Genomic DNA, 14186 nt, shown 5'->3' on the forward strand with positions numbered 1-14186 from the left:
GCGATATGGTCAGCGGCATTGACTTTGAGGCCCTGCGCAGCGGCAACCGTAGAGCGCTGGCGAAAGGCATTACGCTAGTCGAGAGTAAACGCGATGTTGACCGAGAGCGGGCCCAGCTGTTGCTCGAGGCTGCGCTACCCCACAGCGGCAGTAGCATCCGTATCGGTATCACCGGCATTCCAGGGGTCGGTAAATCTACCTTCATTGAAGCTTTTGGCCTGCATTTAATCAAGCAAGGCAAGCGAGTGGCTGTGCTGGCGGTTGACCCCAGTTCGCCGCTGGCAGGTGGTTCTATTCTTGGCGACAAGACTCGTATGGAAGAGCTATCGCGTTGTGAAGACGCCTTTATCCGGCCATCACCCTCAGAAGGCGCGCTAGGTGGTGTCGCCCAAAAGACCCGCGAAACTATGCTGCTGTGCGAAGCTGCCGGTTATGACGTTATTCTCGTCGAGACAGTGGGGGTAGGACAGTCAGAATACGAAGTGGCCGCCATGGTCGACTTCTTTATGGTGCTAATGCTACCCAACGCCGGTGACGAGCTGCAGGGTATCAAGAAGGGCATTATGGAGCTTGCAGATGCGCTGGTGATCAATAAGGCCGATGGTGAAAGCGTGAATCTGGCGATGCAGACGCGCAGACACTATACGGCGGCACTGACTCTGATGCGCCATGCCTTGCATTGGGCGCCGCAGGTGATGAGCTGTTCGGCACTGCAGGATGAAAACATAGACGCGGTGTGGGATATGGTACTCGACTATGAGCAACAGGCTCGGGCTAACAATGATTTCACTGCCAAGCGTCAGCGTCAGGCCCGGGACTGGATGCGACATTTGATCAACGAGTTTCTGCAATTGCGACTGCAGCAAAACAGCACCGCGCGTGAGCTGATGCCGGAACTCGAACGGGCGGTTCTGGATCAGTCCATTACCCCTTACACGGCAGCGCGGAAAATTATAGACTGCCTGTAACACTCTGTTAGCGAACCCGGCACTGTTTGCGTATGCGTTTCATAGCACTGGAAAAACTCATCAATATGTCCGATGGCTATACGGCTCATCGTCGACTCGGCTTTCAGGATGTAGTGCTGGTGCAGCGCGCTGGTGAGCATTATGTATTTGAAGCGCAGTGTCCGCATCGGGAACACCCTCTGGACTTAGCCACGATTGACGCCGGAGAAGTTCGCTGTGGCCTACACGGCTACCGCTTTGGTTTACCCGCAGGCGATCTTATTTATGCCAGCGAAGAGCCGTGCCGGGGTCTGCGGGTTTGGCCGGTGCATTATGAGGGCAATGAACTAGGCGTTATGTGGGATGAAACTGCGCACTGAGGAGCGCGCTAAGGACAGCTAGATACGTAATTCTCGCAGTTCGTTGTCCGCCTGGCTGCGGTTCCACAGCGCGTCAAAACGTTCCGCATAGCCCTGTGCCTTGGCGCGCTGTTCCGGCGCGTAGAATGCCTGATCAGCATCCAGCGGCTTGTAAACCAAGCCGATGCTATCACTGAGCATAAAAATATCGGTGGGCAGTTCCGGGTGTTCAGCGAGTTTCTGGATGTTCACAATACTGGGCAGGCGCCGCGACAGCGATAGCAGTCTATGCCCTCGATTCACCATTGCCCGAGAATCACTGATAAGAATACGAATGTCGCAGGCGCGCGACCGTCTGGCTAGCCCGGCTAAAGCCCCTGCCAGATCCTGACTATCGAAAGCGGCGTGCTCAAGCGTTGGACTATAGATGCGTATTTTTCTCTGTGCTGCCTTAGCCAACGCAATGCAGCACTCTGTGAACTCCACCGGATAGCTAACCGGCTCGCTGCTGCCCGCGGGGATATTGTGATTTGTATCGGGATTGTCAGGATCACTCATAGTAAACGCAACCAGTGTGTAACAACTCTGTGATTAAACGTTGATTCTGCGGCAGTTGGCGCAATAATTCCAGTTCAGCGGGAAGGATTTTATGCGCACCGCAGAGGCTGATTATCAGCTCTTTCGAGGCTGAAGACGCTGGAATCGTCTGCCCATTTGCAAATATCAACAAGTCTCCAATGGTTTGCGACCAGGCCAATCGAGCACCGGCAGTGACGTGAAGCGTTGGTTCGACAAACTCCGTCTGATCTGGCAGCGGCTGAACGGGTTCCGACTCATAGCGTGGCTCGGTGACCAGTTCGCCCAGCCAACGTGCGTCGCTGCTGCCTGTCTGCAACAGCTGACTCAATTGCGCGCGGGCTTGTTCTAAAGCTGCAGTGGTAATCTCTCCCGGTAGCGGATCAACCGCCAATTGCGCGTCGCGGTAGAACAACTCGGGTTTTAGTGCTTCCAGCGCTTGATCTACCTGCCGCGACATCAGCTCGGCAAGCTGTGGTGCGCGCAGTCCCAGTGAAAATGTTGTGCATTCGCCGCGGGCAATGCCCCAATGGGCCAATCCAGGGGGTACGTAGAGTATGTCTCCGGGCTCTAGTAGATAGGCCGCGCTCTGCTCAAATTCTTTTAGTATGCGCAATTCGGTATGCGGTAGCAGTGGCGTGTTGGCGTCGCACTGCTGGCCCAATAGCCATTCGCGTTGGCCTTCACCCTGCAGTAAAAATACGTCGTAGTTGTCGTAGTGAGGGCCGACACTGGCGCCGTCGTTTGCGTAGCTCATCATCACATCGTCCACCCGCCAGCTAGGCAAGAAACGGATAAGCCGCAGCAGCTCAGCCACCTCTGGAACATAGTGGTCCACCGCCTGCACCAGCAAGGTCCAGCTGCCTTCACCCGCAAAATCCTGCTCTGCAAAGGGGCCATGTCGAAGCGGCCAATCAGGCGCTGTGGTCACTAGCCGTGACTCTACTTCTGGCTCCATTGCTAGCCCGGCTAATTCGTCGGCGTCCAAGGGGACTTGAAAGTGCGGCAGTGCCTGCCGAATGACTAACGGTTGACGCTGCCAGTAGGTCTGCAGAAACTCTTGTGCATTGAAGTTCTGCAGCTGCATCTTAAAGGTCTTTTATTTTTTTGGCCTGAGCTACCGCATTGCCAATGTAGCTTGCTGGGGTCAGCGCCATTAACTCCTGTTTAGCGGCCTCCGGGATTTCTAGAGTGGCAACAAAGGCTTGCAGAGTCTCCTGGTTCATATCCTGGCCGCGGGTCAGCGCTTTGAGCTTTTCGTAGGGCTCTTCAATGGCGTAGCGACGCATCACTGTTTGGATGGGTTCGGCCAAAACTTCCCAGCTATGGTCAAGATCTTCCACCAAACGAGCAGGGTTCAGCTCTAGCTTGCCCAGGCCTTTGAGCAAAGAATGATAGGCGATGAGGCTATAAGCAAAGCCTACGCCCATATTACGCAGTACCGTGGAGTCGGTCAGGTCACGCTGCCAGCGACTGATCGGGAGCTTGCTGGATAAATGACCGAGTACTGCGTTGGCGAGCCCCAAATTACCTTCTGAGTTCTCGAAGTCGATGGGGTTGACCTTGTGCGGCATAGTTGAGGAGCCAACTTCGCCAGCTACGGTGCGTTGTTTGAAGTAGCCTATGGAGATATAGCTCCAGACATCCCGGTTGAGATCAATCAGGATCGTGTTGAAGCGGGCTACGGCGTCAAACAACTCGGCAATATAGTCGTGGGGCTCTATCTGAGTGGTGTAGGGATTCCACGCCAAGCCAAGACTATCGATAAAGGAGTCAGCATTGGCCTCCCAGTCGATATCAGGATAGGCGGAGAGGTGGGCATTGTAGTTACCGACCGCGCCATTGATTTTACCGAGGAACTCAATGCTCTGAACCGTAGCCACCTGACGGCGCAGGCGCGCGACCACATTGGCCAACTCTTTACCCATTGTAGTGGGACTGGCGCTCTGACCATGGGTGCGCGACAGCATTGCCGCTTCGCTAAACTCAACCGCCAGGTTTGCAAGGTGATCGATAATAGACTGCATCAGTGGCATAACTTCCTGTGTCATACCATCTTTAAGCATCAGCGCATGCGACAGATTGTTGATATCTTCAGAGGTGCAGGCGAAGTGAACGAACTCATTGATCGCCTGCAGCTCGGCGTTGTCAGCAAACTGCTCTTTGATAAAGTATTCGACGGCTTTAACATCGTGATTGGTGGTGGCTTCTATGGCTTTGACGCGCTCAGCGTCCGCAACAGAGAAGTCTCGGGTAATATTCTCCAGCACGTCATTGGCCGTTGTGCTCAGCTCTGGTACTTCTGTGACTTGAGGATGGCGAGCCAGATGCTGTAACCAGCGCACTTCAACCAGTACGCGGCGTTTTATAAGACCATATTCAGAAAATATGCCACGCAATGGCGCGGTTTTGCCTGCGTAGCGGCCGTCCACAGGGGAGACAGCGCTGAGTGCGGAAAGATCCATAGTAAGCTCCGGAAAAGTGAAAGCGGGGGATTTTACACTACACCTAACTCGCGGGACAGGCGCTGCGCTCTATCGAGCAATTTACGCCGCTGGAACATAAGCTGCCAGCGGCGTCCGCCTAGCTGGTTCCAAAGGTAGGCGGAGCGAATACCTGCCAGTAGCAGTGCCCTGATAATGTCAGCATTGAGAGGATTCTCTAGCTGCTGGGCGCTGCCGCTGACCTTGATGCGAAATTTGAATGTACTCAGCGTGTCCTGGTAGATACCGGACAAGCTTTGGCAGACTTCATTCACATGGGAGGAAAAATGCTCTGATTTCACAGCTGCGTGCTCCAGCCGCGAATGCACGATGTCCTGCATCTGGGGGTTAGCTGCAAACTTACGCTCCAGATATAGCATGCTGAAAACGTATTTCACCAGCTCCTGATTCTCAGGACCATCACGGTTGGCCAGCAGCGCGGACAGATTATGCAGGCCCAGCTTTAAATTGACGACCCCGCCGTAAATAGCAGCGGTAGAGTCGGCGTCAAAGGCAAACAGACTGTTAATGACCGGGGTTAAAAACTCAGCCGGATATTCACCGGTCTTGGATACCTGATCCACCAGCCTCGCGACCTGGGTGACACCCGCCAGCGCCAACACCTGTTGCGTGATTCTGTCATGTTCTATTGGCTCCACGGTTCAGGCAGCTCCCTCTATGATGCCGCCGCCGAGGCACTCCTCGCCGGCGTAGAATACGACCGATTGGCCGGGTGTAATGGCGCGCTGGGGTTCGTCAAACTGTACTTTCCAAACGCTGTCTACTTGGGTGACCAGGCAGGCCTGGTCTGGCTGCCGATAACGCGCCTTGGCGTGACAGCGCAACGGTAAATCAGGTGCTTTGCCGCTGACCCAAAACGGCTCGCCGGTGTAAAGACACTCTTTGAACAGGGCGGGGTGATTATTGCCCTGGGCCACCAACAGGACATTATTGTCGAGGTCTTTTTCGACCACGTACCAGGGCTCCGAGGATGAGTCTGCCATGCCCCCTATACCCAGCCCCTGACGTTGACCAATAGTGTGGTACATCAGGCCTTGATGCTGGCCGAGTGTGCGTCCTTGCAGGTCGTGGATCTCTCCTGGCTGTGCGGGTAGATACTGCTGTAAAAAATCCTTGAAGCGACGCTCGCCAATAAAGCAGATGCCAGTACTATCTTTCTTGTCGTGGGTTATCAAGTCATGGGTCTGAGCCAGACGGCGCACTTCAGGTTTGGCAATTTCGCCCACTGGAAACAAAGTCCGCTCCAGCTCCTCGTGCCCTACGGCGTGCAAGAAATAGCTCTGATCTTTATTATCGTCCAGGCCTTTGAGCAGCCGGGCCGGGCCGTCATCCTGGCTGCACCGGGTATAGTGCCCGGTCGCGATGAAATCCGCACCCAGCTCCAGCGCGTAATCCAGAAAGGCTCTGAACTTGATTTCACGATTACATAGAATATCTGGATTAGGCGTGCGGCCGGCGCGATATTCCTCGAGAAAATGCTCAAAAACATTGTCCCAGTACTCAGCGGCAAAATTCGCTCCATGCAGCGTGATACCGAGCTTGTCGGCTACGGCCTGGGCGTCGGCCAGATCCTCACGAGCGGTGCAGTATTCGGTACCGTCGTCTTCATCCCAGTTTTTCATAAACAGGCCTTCGACCTGATAGCCTTGCTGCTTGAGCAGTAGGGCGGCAACGCTGGAATCGACGCCGCCAGACATGCCGACAATGACGCGCGTGTCTGCAATAGCCTTATCGGTTGGCCGGGTGAGGGCTGGGTTACTGAAATTATTGATGGTGAGTGCCTAGCTGTAAATCATAGTGAGAGGATAGCGATGGCCGTTACGGTATTGTTCCACTGCCGCCAGTACTAACGGGCTACGCAAGTGCTCTTCGGCCGCCGCGATCTCCTCGTAGCTCAGCCATAAGGCGCGCTCTATGCCGCTATCGAGCGCGCGCTCGGGTTCATGGCGCACTGGCTCGGCAATAAAGGTGGTGCGGTGGTAAGTAACGCCATTGCTAGGCGCCGTATACAGTGCCATTCCCAGCAAGCCCGTCACATTGACGTTCCATGCGGTTTCCTCCAGGGTTTCGCGCACGGCAGCCTGCACCAGATCTTCGCCCGGGTCGAGGTGGCCGGCCGGTTGATTGTAAACCAGACCGCGGCTGGTCTGTTCCTCAACCAAAAGGAACTTACCATTTTCTTCGACCACCGTGGCTACGGTGACGTGTGGATACCAGATACTCATAGCGCGCTAGTATACGGGGCGTCAGCCGCGCTTCCCAGTAGGTCTTTTGGGCATATTTACGGGCAATATCCTGAACTCACCAGGCTGCATGTCTTCCAGCTGCCAGTCACCTATCCGCTCACGCACCAGACGTAACACCGGGTAACCGACCGCTGCGCACATTCTGCGTACCTGACGATTACGGCCCTCCATGATTTGCAGACGCAGCCAACTGGTGGGCTGGTTCATGCGCTTGCGGATGGGCGGCTCCCGTTGCCACAGCTCCGGTGCTTTGGCTAGTAATTCTACCTTGGCGGGCCGTGTGTAACCGTCTTTAAGTGCGACTCCGGCACGCAACATTGCCAGAGACGCCGGCGTTGGCTCGCCTTCAACCTGCACCAGATAGCGCTTCCAGGTCTTGTGTCTGGGGTTAGTGATTTGTTGCGCCAGCTGACCGTCATCCGTTAACAGAAGCAGCCCTTCGGAATCGTAATCGAGGCGTCCTGCGACCCGAATGTCGGGATCTTCGAGGTAAGTCGCCAGTGTCTCGCGCCCCTCGCTGTCGCGAAACTGGCTAAGAACCAGATAGGGCTTGTTAAACAGATATAGGCGCGCGCTCATGATGGTGTGATGATCGGGGTTCAGTCGCTGTAAATCAAGCACGGGCGTGATGCCGATGATATACTTTTTGCAGCGCGCCGCAGCGACAGGCGGCACCCAGCAGACACGGAGTTAATAATGACCTACAAGCACATCGAGATTCCCTCCACAGGCGACAAAATAACCGTCAATGAGGACTTCAGTCTTTTCGTTCCAGACCACCCTGTGATCCCTTTCATTGAGGGTGACGGTATCGGTGTAGATATCACGCCGGTCATGATCGAGGTGGTTAATGCGGCGGTTGAAAAAGCCTACGGCGGTCAGAAGAAAATATCCTGGATGGAGATCTACACCGGTGAAAAAGCCGCCGAGCTTTACGATGGCGACTGGTTTCCCGAAGAAACGCTAGACGCGATTCGCGAGTATTCGGTAGGCATCAAAGGGCCCCTGACGACGCCCGTCGGCGGCGGATTTCGATCGCTTAACGTGGCCCTGCGGCAAGAAATGGATCTTTACGTATGCCAGCGACCGGTGCGCTGGTTTGAGGGCGTGCCGTCTCCTGTGCGCGAGCCCGGCTTGTGTAATATGGTCATATTTCGTGAAAACTCTGAGGATATTTATGCCGGCATCGAGTACCAGGCCGGGACCCCCGAGGCGCAGAAAGTGGTCGACTTTATAATCAATGAAATGGGTGCGACCAAGATCCGGTTTCCCACCAACGTCGGTATCGGCATTAAGCCCGTCTCGGAGGAAGGTACCAAACGTTTGGTGCGCAAAGCGATTCAGTATGCGATAGATCAGGATTTGCCCAGCGTCACACTGGTGCATAAAGGCAATATCATGAAGTTCACCGAGGGGGCGTTTCGCGACTGGGGCTACGAGTTGGCGCAGCAGGAATTTGACGGGCAGTTGCTAGATGGCGGCCCTTGGGTGGCCATTAAAAACCCCAAGACGGGCAAGGAAATTATTATTAAGGATGTCATCGCTGATGCCATGTTGCAGCAGATTTTGACCCGCCCGGCTGAGTACAGCGTGGTCGCTACGCTTAATCTGAACGGCGACTATATTTCCGATGCACTGGCGGCTCAGGTGGGTGGCATCGGTATCGCTCCCGGAGCTAATCTGAGCGACAGTATTGCCCTGTTTGAGGCGACCCACGGCACCGCGCCCAAATATGCAGGGCAGGACAAGGTTAACCCCGGTTCGCTGATCCTGTCTGCAGAGATGATGCTGCGCCATATCGGCTGGAATGAGGCGGCGGAGTTGATTATCACGGGTATGAATGGCGCGATCCAGGCGCGCACGGTGACCTACGACTTCGAACGCTTGATGGATGATGCGCAATTGGTGAGTTGTTCGGGGTTTGGTGCAGAAATTATTCGGCACATGGACTAGCTGGGCGAACTCGGCACTGCCAGCGGTGTCCAATTCACTTATAATGGGCCAATGATCATTCAGGAACGTATATACACTGTGAAAATGATGTCCGACGACGATAGACAGGGTGAGGACCGACTGGATGGCGATCTAGCCGTTCAGGACGCCAAACCCAAGTTAAAGAAGCCACCGCTGTTTAAGGTGGTGCTGTTAAATGACGACTATACGCCGATGGAGTTTGTCATTGAGGTGCTGGAAGTGTTCTTCCGCAAGGGCCGCGAAGAAGCGACTCAGGTGATGCTGACCATTCACACCCAAGGCAAAGGCGTTTGTGGCGTGTACACTAGAGACATAGCCGAAACAAAGGCCGGTGAGGTGAATCGCTATGCACGTGAAAGTCAGCACCCCTTACTGTGCGAAATCGAAGCGTCGGGCGAATGAGCCACGGTGCAACTGTTGGAGAATATTGAATGCTGAGTAAAGACCTGGAATTGACGTTGAACGAGGCGTTCAGGGAAGCTCGTACCAAGCGACATGAGTTTATGACAGTGGAGCACTTGCTACTGGCACTGCTCGATAATGACGCTGCTATTACCGTGCTGGATTCATGTGGCGGGGATATTGAGAGTTTGCGCGGAGAGCTGACAGAGTTTGTCGATGCCACCACGCCGCTGATACCGGAGGACGATGCGGAGCGCGATACCCAGCCGACCTTAGGGTTTCAGCGCGTATTACAGCGTGCTGTATTTCACGTGCAATCCAGTGGTAAAGATGAGGTCACCGGCGCCAATGTACTGGTCGCTATTTTCAGTGAACAGGAAAGCCAAGCGGTCTATTTCCTGAAAATGCAGAGGATTGCTCGCCTGGATGTTGTTAACTTCATAACGCATGGCATCTCACGCTCTGAAGAAGATGGACATGGCGGTGAAGAAAATCCGTTAAACGGCGAAGAGGCCGGGGGCGAGGCAGACACTAATCCGTTGGATAGCTATGCCAGCAATCTCAATGCAGAAGCCGAGGCGGGGCGCATTGACCCGTTAATTGGCCGTATTCCTGAGGTAGAGCGTGTCTCACAGATTCTGGCTCGGCGCCGTAAAAACAATCCTCTGCTGGTTGGGGAGTCCGGAGTCGGCAAGACCGCCATTGCGGAAGGTTTGGCCAAACTGATTGTCGATGGCGAAGTGCCCGAGGTGTTGAAAGGAAGCGTCGTGTATTCTCTGGATCTGGGTGCACTGCTCGCCGGTACCAAATACCGCGGTGATTTCGAAAAACGTTTGAAAGGCTTACTCTCAGAGCTCCAAAAACGCGAAGGCGCAATCCTCTTTATTGATGAAATTCATACTATTATAGGCGCAGGAGCGGCCTCCGGCGGGGTCATGGATGCTTCCAATCTACTTAAGCCGCTGCTGGCTTCAGGCAAGTTGCGCTGCATAGGCTCTACCACTTTCCAGGAATATCGGGGCATCTTCGACAAAGACAAGGCGCTGAGCCGTCGCTTCCAGAAAATTGATGTACTGGAGCCTTCAGCGAGTGAGACCTACCAGATTCTGATGGGTCTCAAGAGTCGTTACGAAGAGCATCACCAGCTGCGCTATACCAACAAGGCGCTGAAGGCGGCCGCTGAGTTGGCAGAGCGCTATATTACCGACAGGTTTTTGCCGGATAAGGCGATAGACGTGATTGATGAGGCGGGAGCCTTTCAGCAATTGCAGGTGCCTTCAAAGCGCAAGAAAGTGATTGGTACCGGCGACATTGAGTCGGTTATTGCCAAGATTGCAAGAATTCCACCAAAGTCAGTCAGCGCTTCAGACAAGCAAGCGCTGCAAAAGCTGGAATCTAACCTGCAAATGGTAGTCTTTGGTCAGGATGAGGCGATCAGCACACTGGCTACTGCGATTAAGCTGGCACGGGCTGGCTTAAAGTCCGCGGAAAAGCCGATCGGTTCATTCCTGTTCGCCGGCCCTACCGGAGTCGGTAAAACTGAAGTCAGTCGGCAGTTGTCCAAGATTCTGGGACTTGAACTAGTGCGCTTTGATATGTCTGAGTATATGGAGCGTCACACAGTGTCGAGATTAATCGGTGCGCCTCCAGGCTACGTGGGCTTTGATCAAGGTGGCTTGCTGACGGATGCAGTGACGAAAAACCCGCACTCCGTGGTGCTGCTGGACGAGGTCGAAAAGGCGCATCCTGAGGTTTTCAATCTGTTGCTACAAGTGATGGACCATGGCTCGCTCACGGACAACAATGGCCGCCGCGCAGACTTCCGCAATGTCATTCTGATCATGACCACTAATGCCGGAGCTGAGAATATCAGTCGCCGCAGTATCGGTTTCGCGGAGCAGGACCACAGCACAGATGGACTCGAGGCCATTAGCCGCATGTTCACGCCGGAATTTCGCAATCGGCTGGATGGCATCATCCAGTTTGCGCCATTAGATAGCTCAGTGATCTATACCGTGGTCGACAAGTTTCTCACTGAGCTGCAATCGCAGCTGGATGAAAAACGCGTCACACTGGACGTCGACGATGCGTCTCGGCTGTGGTTGGTAGAGAAAGGCTATGACGTGAATATGGGCGCGCGTCCTATGTCTCGCGTGATTCAAGAGCATATCAAGAAGCCACTGGCCGAGATGGTGTTGTTTGGCGAACTGGCTTCAAACGGCGGTATCGCCAAAGTTCGCGTCAATGATAGCGGCGACGGTCTTTCTGTGAGCACGGAAGAAGAGAAGTCAGACGAAGTCGCCGAAATGGCAGACTAGCGCTAATGCCTGTGTGTCGGGGGTTCTCTGCACCCCTGGCAGCCACAGCATACCAAAAGGGGTGCTGCGGAGGAGGCTAGCGAGCTCGGTAGGTAATACGGCCTTTGGTAAGGTCGTAGGGCGTCAGTTCTACCCGCACCTTATCGCCAGTCAAAATACGGATGTAGTTCTTGCGCATTTTCCCAGAGATATGCGCAGTAACAATATGCCCATTTTCTAGTTGCACGCGAAATGTGGTGTTGGGAAGTGTATCGATCACTTCGCCTTCCATTTCAATCTGATCTTCTTTTGCCATTCGGCGCGGTTCCCGGGTAATTAATAGCCGCGCATTTTGCCCTAATTAACCGGTCAAGGCTACCGCCAATTACCTGCATTAGTACCTCTGCTATTGTCTCCTAAAGCAGGTCGACCCAGCGCCCGTTGATCAGCAGCTCTAAAGGCCGATACTGGGTTTTATAAGACATTTTTTGACAGTCTCGTATCCAATAGCCGAGATAGAGATAGGGCAGGCCCGCCTCGGATGCTTTTTGGCGTTGCCAGAGAATGCTAAATACGCCAAGACTACGTTGCGGCATATCCGGGTCAAAAAAGGTATAGATAGCGGACAGGCCATCATTGATACGATCGGTGACGGCGACGCCAACCAGTTTTCCCTGGGCTCGCATCTGGTAGTACTCGGTTACCCCCCATTCATCGCTGAGGAAAGACAGGTACTGGTCGCGCAGCGGCGGAAACATATCGCCATCGCGATGCCGTCCAGCGATATACCGGCAATACAGGTCAAAGTACTCATCGCCCCGAATATCGCTAACTTGGTCGATAACGAGGTCTTGATTACGTTGCAGGGTGCGCTTCTGGTTGCGCCTGGGCTTAAAGTCGTCGACGCGAATTCGAGCGGGGATACAAGCACTACAGCGTTGGCAGTGGGGGCGGTATAAGTGTGACCCAGAGCGCCTGAATCCCAGCGCTGATAGCTCGCTATAGAGGTTGCCGTCCACTTCAGTACGTGGATCGACAAACAGCGTGGTGGCCTCTTTGTCCTCCAAATAGCTGCACTCATGGGGATAGGTAGTGTAGACCTTAAGATTACGTAAAGACGACGTCATACCACTTCCCGCGCCTGCACATCAAGTCGCCAGACTTCCGTGGCTACTCCCGCATTCACGGTAGACTCGGACAAAAATTCCTCGAATTCCATGCGTGAAATATTGCGTGCTCCCAGAGAGTTGAGGTGATCACTTTCTACCTGGCAGTCGATAATCTCAACGCCCAGCGTGGTCATGAACTTGACGGCCGCCGTCAACGCCATTTTGGAGGCATTGCTGGCCAGGGAAAACATGGATTCGCCAAAAAATACTCGGCCCAGGGCAACGCCATAGAAGCCACCGACCAGAGTGTCCTGTGCGTCCCAGACCTCAAAGGAGTGGGCAAAGCCCTCCCGGTGTAATTCCATGTAAGCGCGGCCCATGGCGTTGGTGATCCAGGTAGTCGAGCTTTCCTGTCGCGGACCTGCGCAGTGACTGATGACCTGATGAAAAGCGCGATCAGTGGTTATTCTAAAATCGCTGCTGCGCATGGCTTTGCGAAGGCTGCGAGATATTTTCATCTCGTTGGGGAATAGCACGGAACGCGGGTCCGGGCTCCACCACATGATGGGCTGGGGATCTTCATACCAGGGGAAAATGCCTTGTCGATAGGCATTCACCAGACGCTGCCTGGACAGATCTCCCCCCACAGCCAGTAACCCGTTAGGGTAATTTAGCGCTTCGGCTGTCGCGGGAAAGTCCAGACTATCGCGGTCAATACGTTTAACTCTTACCATTAGCAGCTATGTTGCGATATTCAGCTGAGGTTGTCGAGGTAACGCTCGGCATCCAGCGCCGCCATGCAACCAAAACCGGCGGAAGTAACCGCCTGACGATAGATATGATCTCCCACGTCACCGGCTGCGAACACTCCGTCAGAGCTGGTGGCGGTGGCATTGCCCTCGGTGCCACTGTGAATCTTGATATAGCCGTCTTTCATCTCTAATTGGTCCTGAAACAGGTCCGTGTTGGGCTTATGTCCAATGGCAATAAACACGCCGCTGAGTTCGATGTCTCTGGCAACGCCGTCGGCAGTGGATGCTATTCGCATACCTGTAACACCCGAGTCATCACCCAGCACTTCTTCCAACGTATGGTCCCAGTGGATGGTGACATTACCGTTACGTTCTTTCTCAAATAGCTTGTCCTGCAGAATTTTTTCAGCCCGTAAACTGTCCCGGCGGTGTACCAGTATGACTTCTGAGGCAATGTTAGACAGATACAGGGCTTCCTCAACAGCGGTATTACCACCGCCGATGACGGCTACCTTTTGTCCCCGGTAGAAAAACCCATCGCAGGTGGCACAGGCGCTAACACCTTTGCCCATAAACGCTTCCTCTGAGGGCAGTCCCAGGTACTGGGCTGAAGCGCCGGTGGCGATAATCAGTGAATCGCAGGTGTAGCTGGCGGTGCCCTCTAAAACGATAGGGCGAGCTTTCAAGTCTACCGACTCAATATGATCAAAAATGACCTCGGTCTCAAAGCGCTGACTGTGCTCCAGCATGCGCTGCATCAGATCTGGCCCCTGCAGCCCTTCTACGTCACCGGGCCAATTGTCGACGTCCGTGGTGGTGGTCAACTGCCCACCCTGTTGAATACCGGTGATAACCACCGGTTGCAGATTGGCTCTGGCGGCGTAGATAGAGGCGGTGTAGCCGGCGGGGCCGGAGCCGAGAATAATGAGTCGGTGGTGCTGAGGGGTGCTCATGCTGGATACCTGGTAGCTGGGTCAATGGAGTGTCTAATGCGCTTTAATGGAGGCGCAAAGCATAAAT

At 54.4% G+C, this 14186-nt stretch carries 16 protein-coding genes; 5 read left to right on the forward strand and 11 right to left on the reverse strand.

Going from position 1 to position 14186, the window contains the following annotated elements; genetic code table 11:
* The first annotated feature begins 5 nt into the window (after positions 1 to 5).
* Positions 6 to 968 carry a methylmalonyl Co-A mutase-associated GTPase MeaB gene (meaB, locus tag EYC98_RS10155; RefSeq protein ID WP_279245231.1) on the forward strand — a complete coding sequence of 321 codons (963 nt, stop codon included), beginning with the start codon at positions 6 to 8 and terminating at the stop codon, positions 966 to 968.
* Between the two features lie 32 nt (positions 969 to 1000).
* Complete coding sequence (locus tag EYC98_RS10160) at positions 1001 to 1327, forward strand: Rieske (2Fe-2S) protein (protein WP_279245232.1); 327 nt, start codon at positions 1001 to 1003, stop codon at positions 1325 to 1327.
* 18 nt (positions 1328 to 1345) lie between these two features.
* Here the strand turns inward: EYC98_RS10160 and EYC98_RS10165 are convergent, their stop codons facing one another.
* The 7 genes from EYC98_RS10165 to EYC98_RS10195 are packed head-to-tail and all read right to left on the reverse strand — an operon-like array spanning position 1346 to position 7211.
* Entirely contained in the window at positions 1346 to 1864 is a 519-nt protein-coding gene (locus EYC98_RS10165; RefSeq protein ID WP_279245233.1) for a DUF7931 domain-containing protein, read from the reverse strand.
* Positions 1857 to 2969, reverse strand: coding sequence for a JmjC domain-containing protein (locus tag EYC98_RS10170; protein WP_279245234.1), 1113 nt, complete (start codon positions 2967 to 2969; stop codon positions 1857 to 1859). Before EYC98_RS10170 ends, EYC98_RS10165 begins: the two co-directional genes overlap by 8 nt.
* A 1-nt stretch (position 2970) precedes the next feature.
* On the reverse strand, positions 2971 to 4347 hold the full coding sequence (purB, locus tag EYC98_RS10175; RefSeq protein WP_279245235.1) for an adenylosuccinate lyase: 1377 nt from the start codon (positions 4345 to 4347) through the stop codon (positions 2971 to 2973).
* A gap of 32 nt (positions 4348 to 4379) precedes the next feature.
* Entirely contained in the window at positions 4380 to 5024 is a 645-nt protein-coding gene (gene hflD, locus EYC98_RS10180) for a high frequency lysogenization protein HflD (protein WP_279245236.1), read from the reverse strand.
* 3 nt (positions 5025 to 5027) lie between these two features.
* The gene (gene mnmA, locus EYC98_RS10185) at positions 5028 to 6110 is read right to left on the reverse strand and encodes a tRNA 2-thiouridine(34) synthase MnmA (protein ID WP_279246069.1); all 1083 of its coding nucleotides are present in this window, start codon (positions 6108 to 6110) and stop codon (positions 5028 to 5030) included.
* Between the two features lie 57 nt (positions 6111 to 6167).
* Positions 6168 to 6611: an NUDIX hydrolase gene (locus EYC98_RS10190; RefSeq protein ID WP_279245237.1), complete on the reverse strand. Its 444-nt coding sequence runs from the start codon at positions 6609 to 6611 to the stop codon at positions 6168 to 6170.
* A gap of 21 nt (positions 6612 to 6632) precedes the next feature.
* Complete coding sequence (locus EYC98_RS10195) at positions 6633 to 7211, reverse strand: pseudouridine synthase (protein WP_279246070.1); 579 nt, start codon at positions 7209 to 7211, stop codon at positions 6633 to 6635.
* Positions 7212 to 7328: 117 nt separating this feature from the next.
* Here EYC98_RS10195 and icd point away from each other — a divergent pair, with 117 nt between their 5' ends.
* From icd to clpA, 3 genes are all read left to right on the forward strand, one after another.
* Complete coding sequence (gene icd / locus EYC98_RS10200; RefSeq protein WP_279245238.1) at positions 7329 to 8585, forward strand: NADP-dependent isocitrate dehydrogenase; 1257 nt, start codon at positions 7329 to 7331, stop codon at positions 8583 to 8585.
* A gap of 84 nt (positions 8586 to 8669) precedes the next feature.
* Positions 8670 to 9008, forward strand: coding sequence for an ATP-dependent Clp protease adapter ClpS (gene clpS / locus EYC98_RS10205; RefSeq protein ID WP_420887178.1), 339 nt, complete (start codon positions 8670 to 8672; stop codon positions 9006 to 9008).
* Positions 9009 to 9037: 29 nt separating this feature from the next.
* Positions 9038 to 11326 carry an ATP-dependent Clp protease ATP-binding subunit ClpA gene (clpA, locus tag EYC98_RS10210; RefSeq protein WP_279245239.1) on the forward strand — a complete coding sequence of 763 codons (2289 nt, stop codon included), beginning with the start codon at positions 9038 to 9040 and terminating at the stop codon, positions 11324 to 11326.
* Between the two features lie 76 nt (positions 11327 to 11402).
* On the opposite strand, the gene infA is transcribed toward clpA, so the two are convergent.
* The 4 genes from infA to trxB form a co-directional block, all read right to left on the reverse strand.
* Positions 11403 to 11621: a translation initiation factor IF-1 gene (gene infA / locus EYC98_RS10215; RefSeq protein WP_279245240.1), complete on the reverse strand. Its 219-nt coding sequence runs from the start codon at positions 11619 to 11621 to the stop codon at positions 11403 to 11405.
* A 100-nt stretch (positions 11622 to 11721) separates the two neighbouring features.
* A complete protein-coding gene (locus tag EYC98_RS10220; RefSeq protein WP_279245241.1) occupies positions 11722 to 12432 on the reverse strand; it encodes an arginyltransferase in 711 nt (236 codons plus the stop codon).
* Complete coding sequence (aat, locus tag EYC98_RS10225; protein ID WP_279245242.1) at positions 12429 to 13148, reverse strand: leucyl/phenylalanyl-tRNA--protein transferase; 720 nt, start codon at positions 13146 to 13148, stop codon at positions 12429 to 12431. Before aat ends, EYC98_RS10220 begins: the two co-directional genes overlap by 4 nt.
* A gap of 20 nt (positions 13149 to 13168) precedes the next feature.
* Positions 13169 to 14119, reverse strand: a complete 951-nt coding sequence (gene trxB, locus EYC98_RS10230) for a thioredoxin-disulfide reductase (protein WP_279245243.1) — start codon at positions 14117 to 14119, stop codon at positions 13169 to 13171.
* Between the last annotated feature and the right edge of the window lie 67 nt (positions 14120 to 14186).

It is taken from the genome of Candidatus Litorirhabdus singularis (assembly GCF_026262625.1).
Taxonomy (GTDB): domain Bacteria; phylum Pseudomonadota; class Gammaproteobacteria; order Pseudomonadales; family Halieaceae; genus Litorirhabdus; species Litorirhabdus singularis.

What these genes read in the sequence shown, in the direction of transcription:
- EYC98_RS10195 (WP_279246070.1), bottom strand. Translation starts at nt 7,211, where the DNA reads ATGAGCGCGCGCCTATATCTGTTTAACAAGCCCTATCTGGTTCTTAGC.
- infA (WP_279245240.1), bottom strand. Translation starts at nt 11,621, where the DNA reads ATGGCAAAAGAAGATCAGATTGAAATGGAAGGCGAAGTGATCGATACA.
- clpS (WP_420887178.1), top strand. Translation starts at nt 8,670, where the DNA reads ATGATGTCCGACGACGATAGACAGGGTGAGGACCGACTGGATGGCGAT.
- EYC98_RS10170 (WP_279245234.1), bottom strand. Translation starts at nt 2,969, where the DNA reads ATGCAGCTGCAGAACTTCAATGCACAAGAGTTTCTGCAGACCTACTGG.
- trxB (WP_279245243.1), bottom strand. Translation starts at nt 14,119, where the DNA reads ATGAGCACCCCTCAGCACCACCGACTCATTATTCTCGGCTCCGGCCCC.
- EYC98_RS10165 (WP_279245233.1), bottom strand. Translation starts at nt 1,864, where the DNA reads ATGAGTGATCCTGACAATCCCGATACAAATCACAATATCCCCGCGGGC.
- clpA (WP_279245239.1), top strand. Translation starts at nt 9,038, where the DNA reads ATGCTGAGTAAAGACCTGGAATTGACGTTGAACGAGGCGTTCAGGGAA.
- icd (WP_279245238.1), top strand. Translation starts at nt 7,329, where the DNA reads ATGACCTACAAGCACATCGAGATTCCCTCCACAGGCGACAAAATAACC.
- EYC98_RS10220 (WP_279245241.1), bottom strand. Translation starts at nt 12,432, where the DNA reads ATGACGTCGTCTTTACGTAATCTTAAGGTCTACACTACCTATCCCCAT.
- EYC98_RS10160 (WP_279245232.1), top strand. Translation starts at nt 1,001, where the DNA reads ATGCGTTTCATAGCACTGGAAAAACTCATCAATATGTCCGATGGCTAT.
- EYC98_RS10190 (WP_279245237.1), bottom strand. Translation starts at nt 6,611, where the DNA reads ATGAGTATCTGGTATCCACACGTCACCGTAGCCACGGTGGTCGAAGAA.
- aat (WP_279245242.1), bottom strand. Translation starts at nt 13,148, where the DNA reads ATGGTAAGAGTTAAACGTATTGACCGCGATAGTCTGGACTTTCCCGCG.
- purB (WP_279245235.1), bottom strand. Translation starts at nt 4,347, where the DNA reads ATGGATCTTTCCGCACTCAGCGCTGTCTCCCCTGTGGACGGCCGCTAC.
- meaB (WP_279245231.1), top strand. Translation starts at nt 6, where the DNA reads ATGGTCAGCGGCATTGACTTTGAGGCCCTGCGCAGCGGCAACCGTAGA.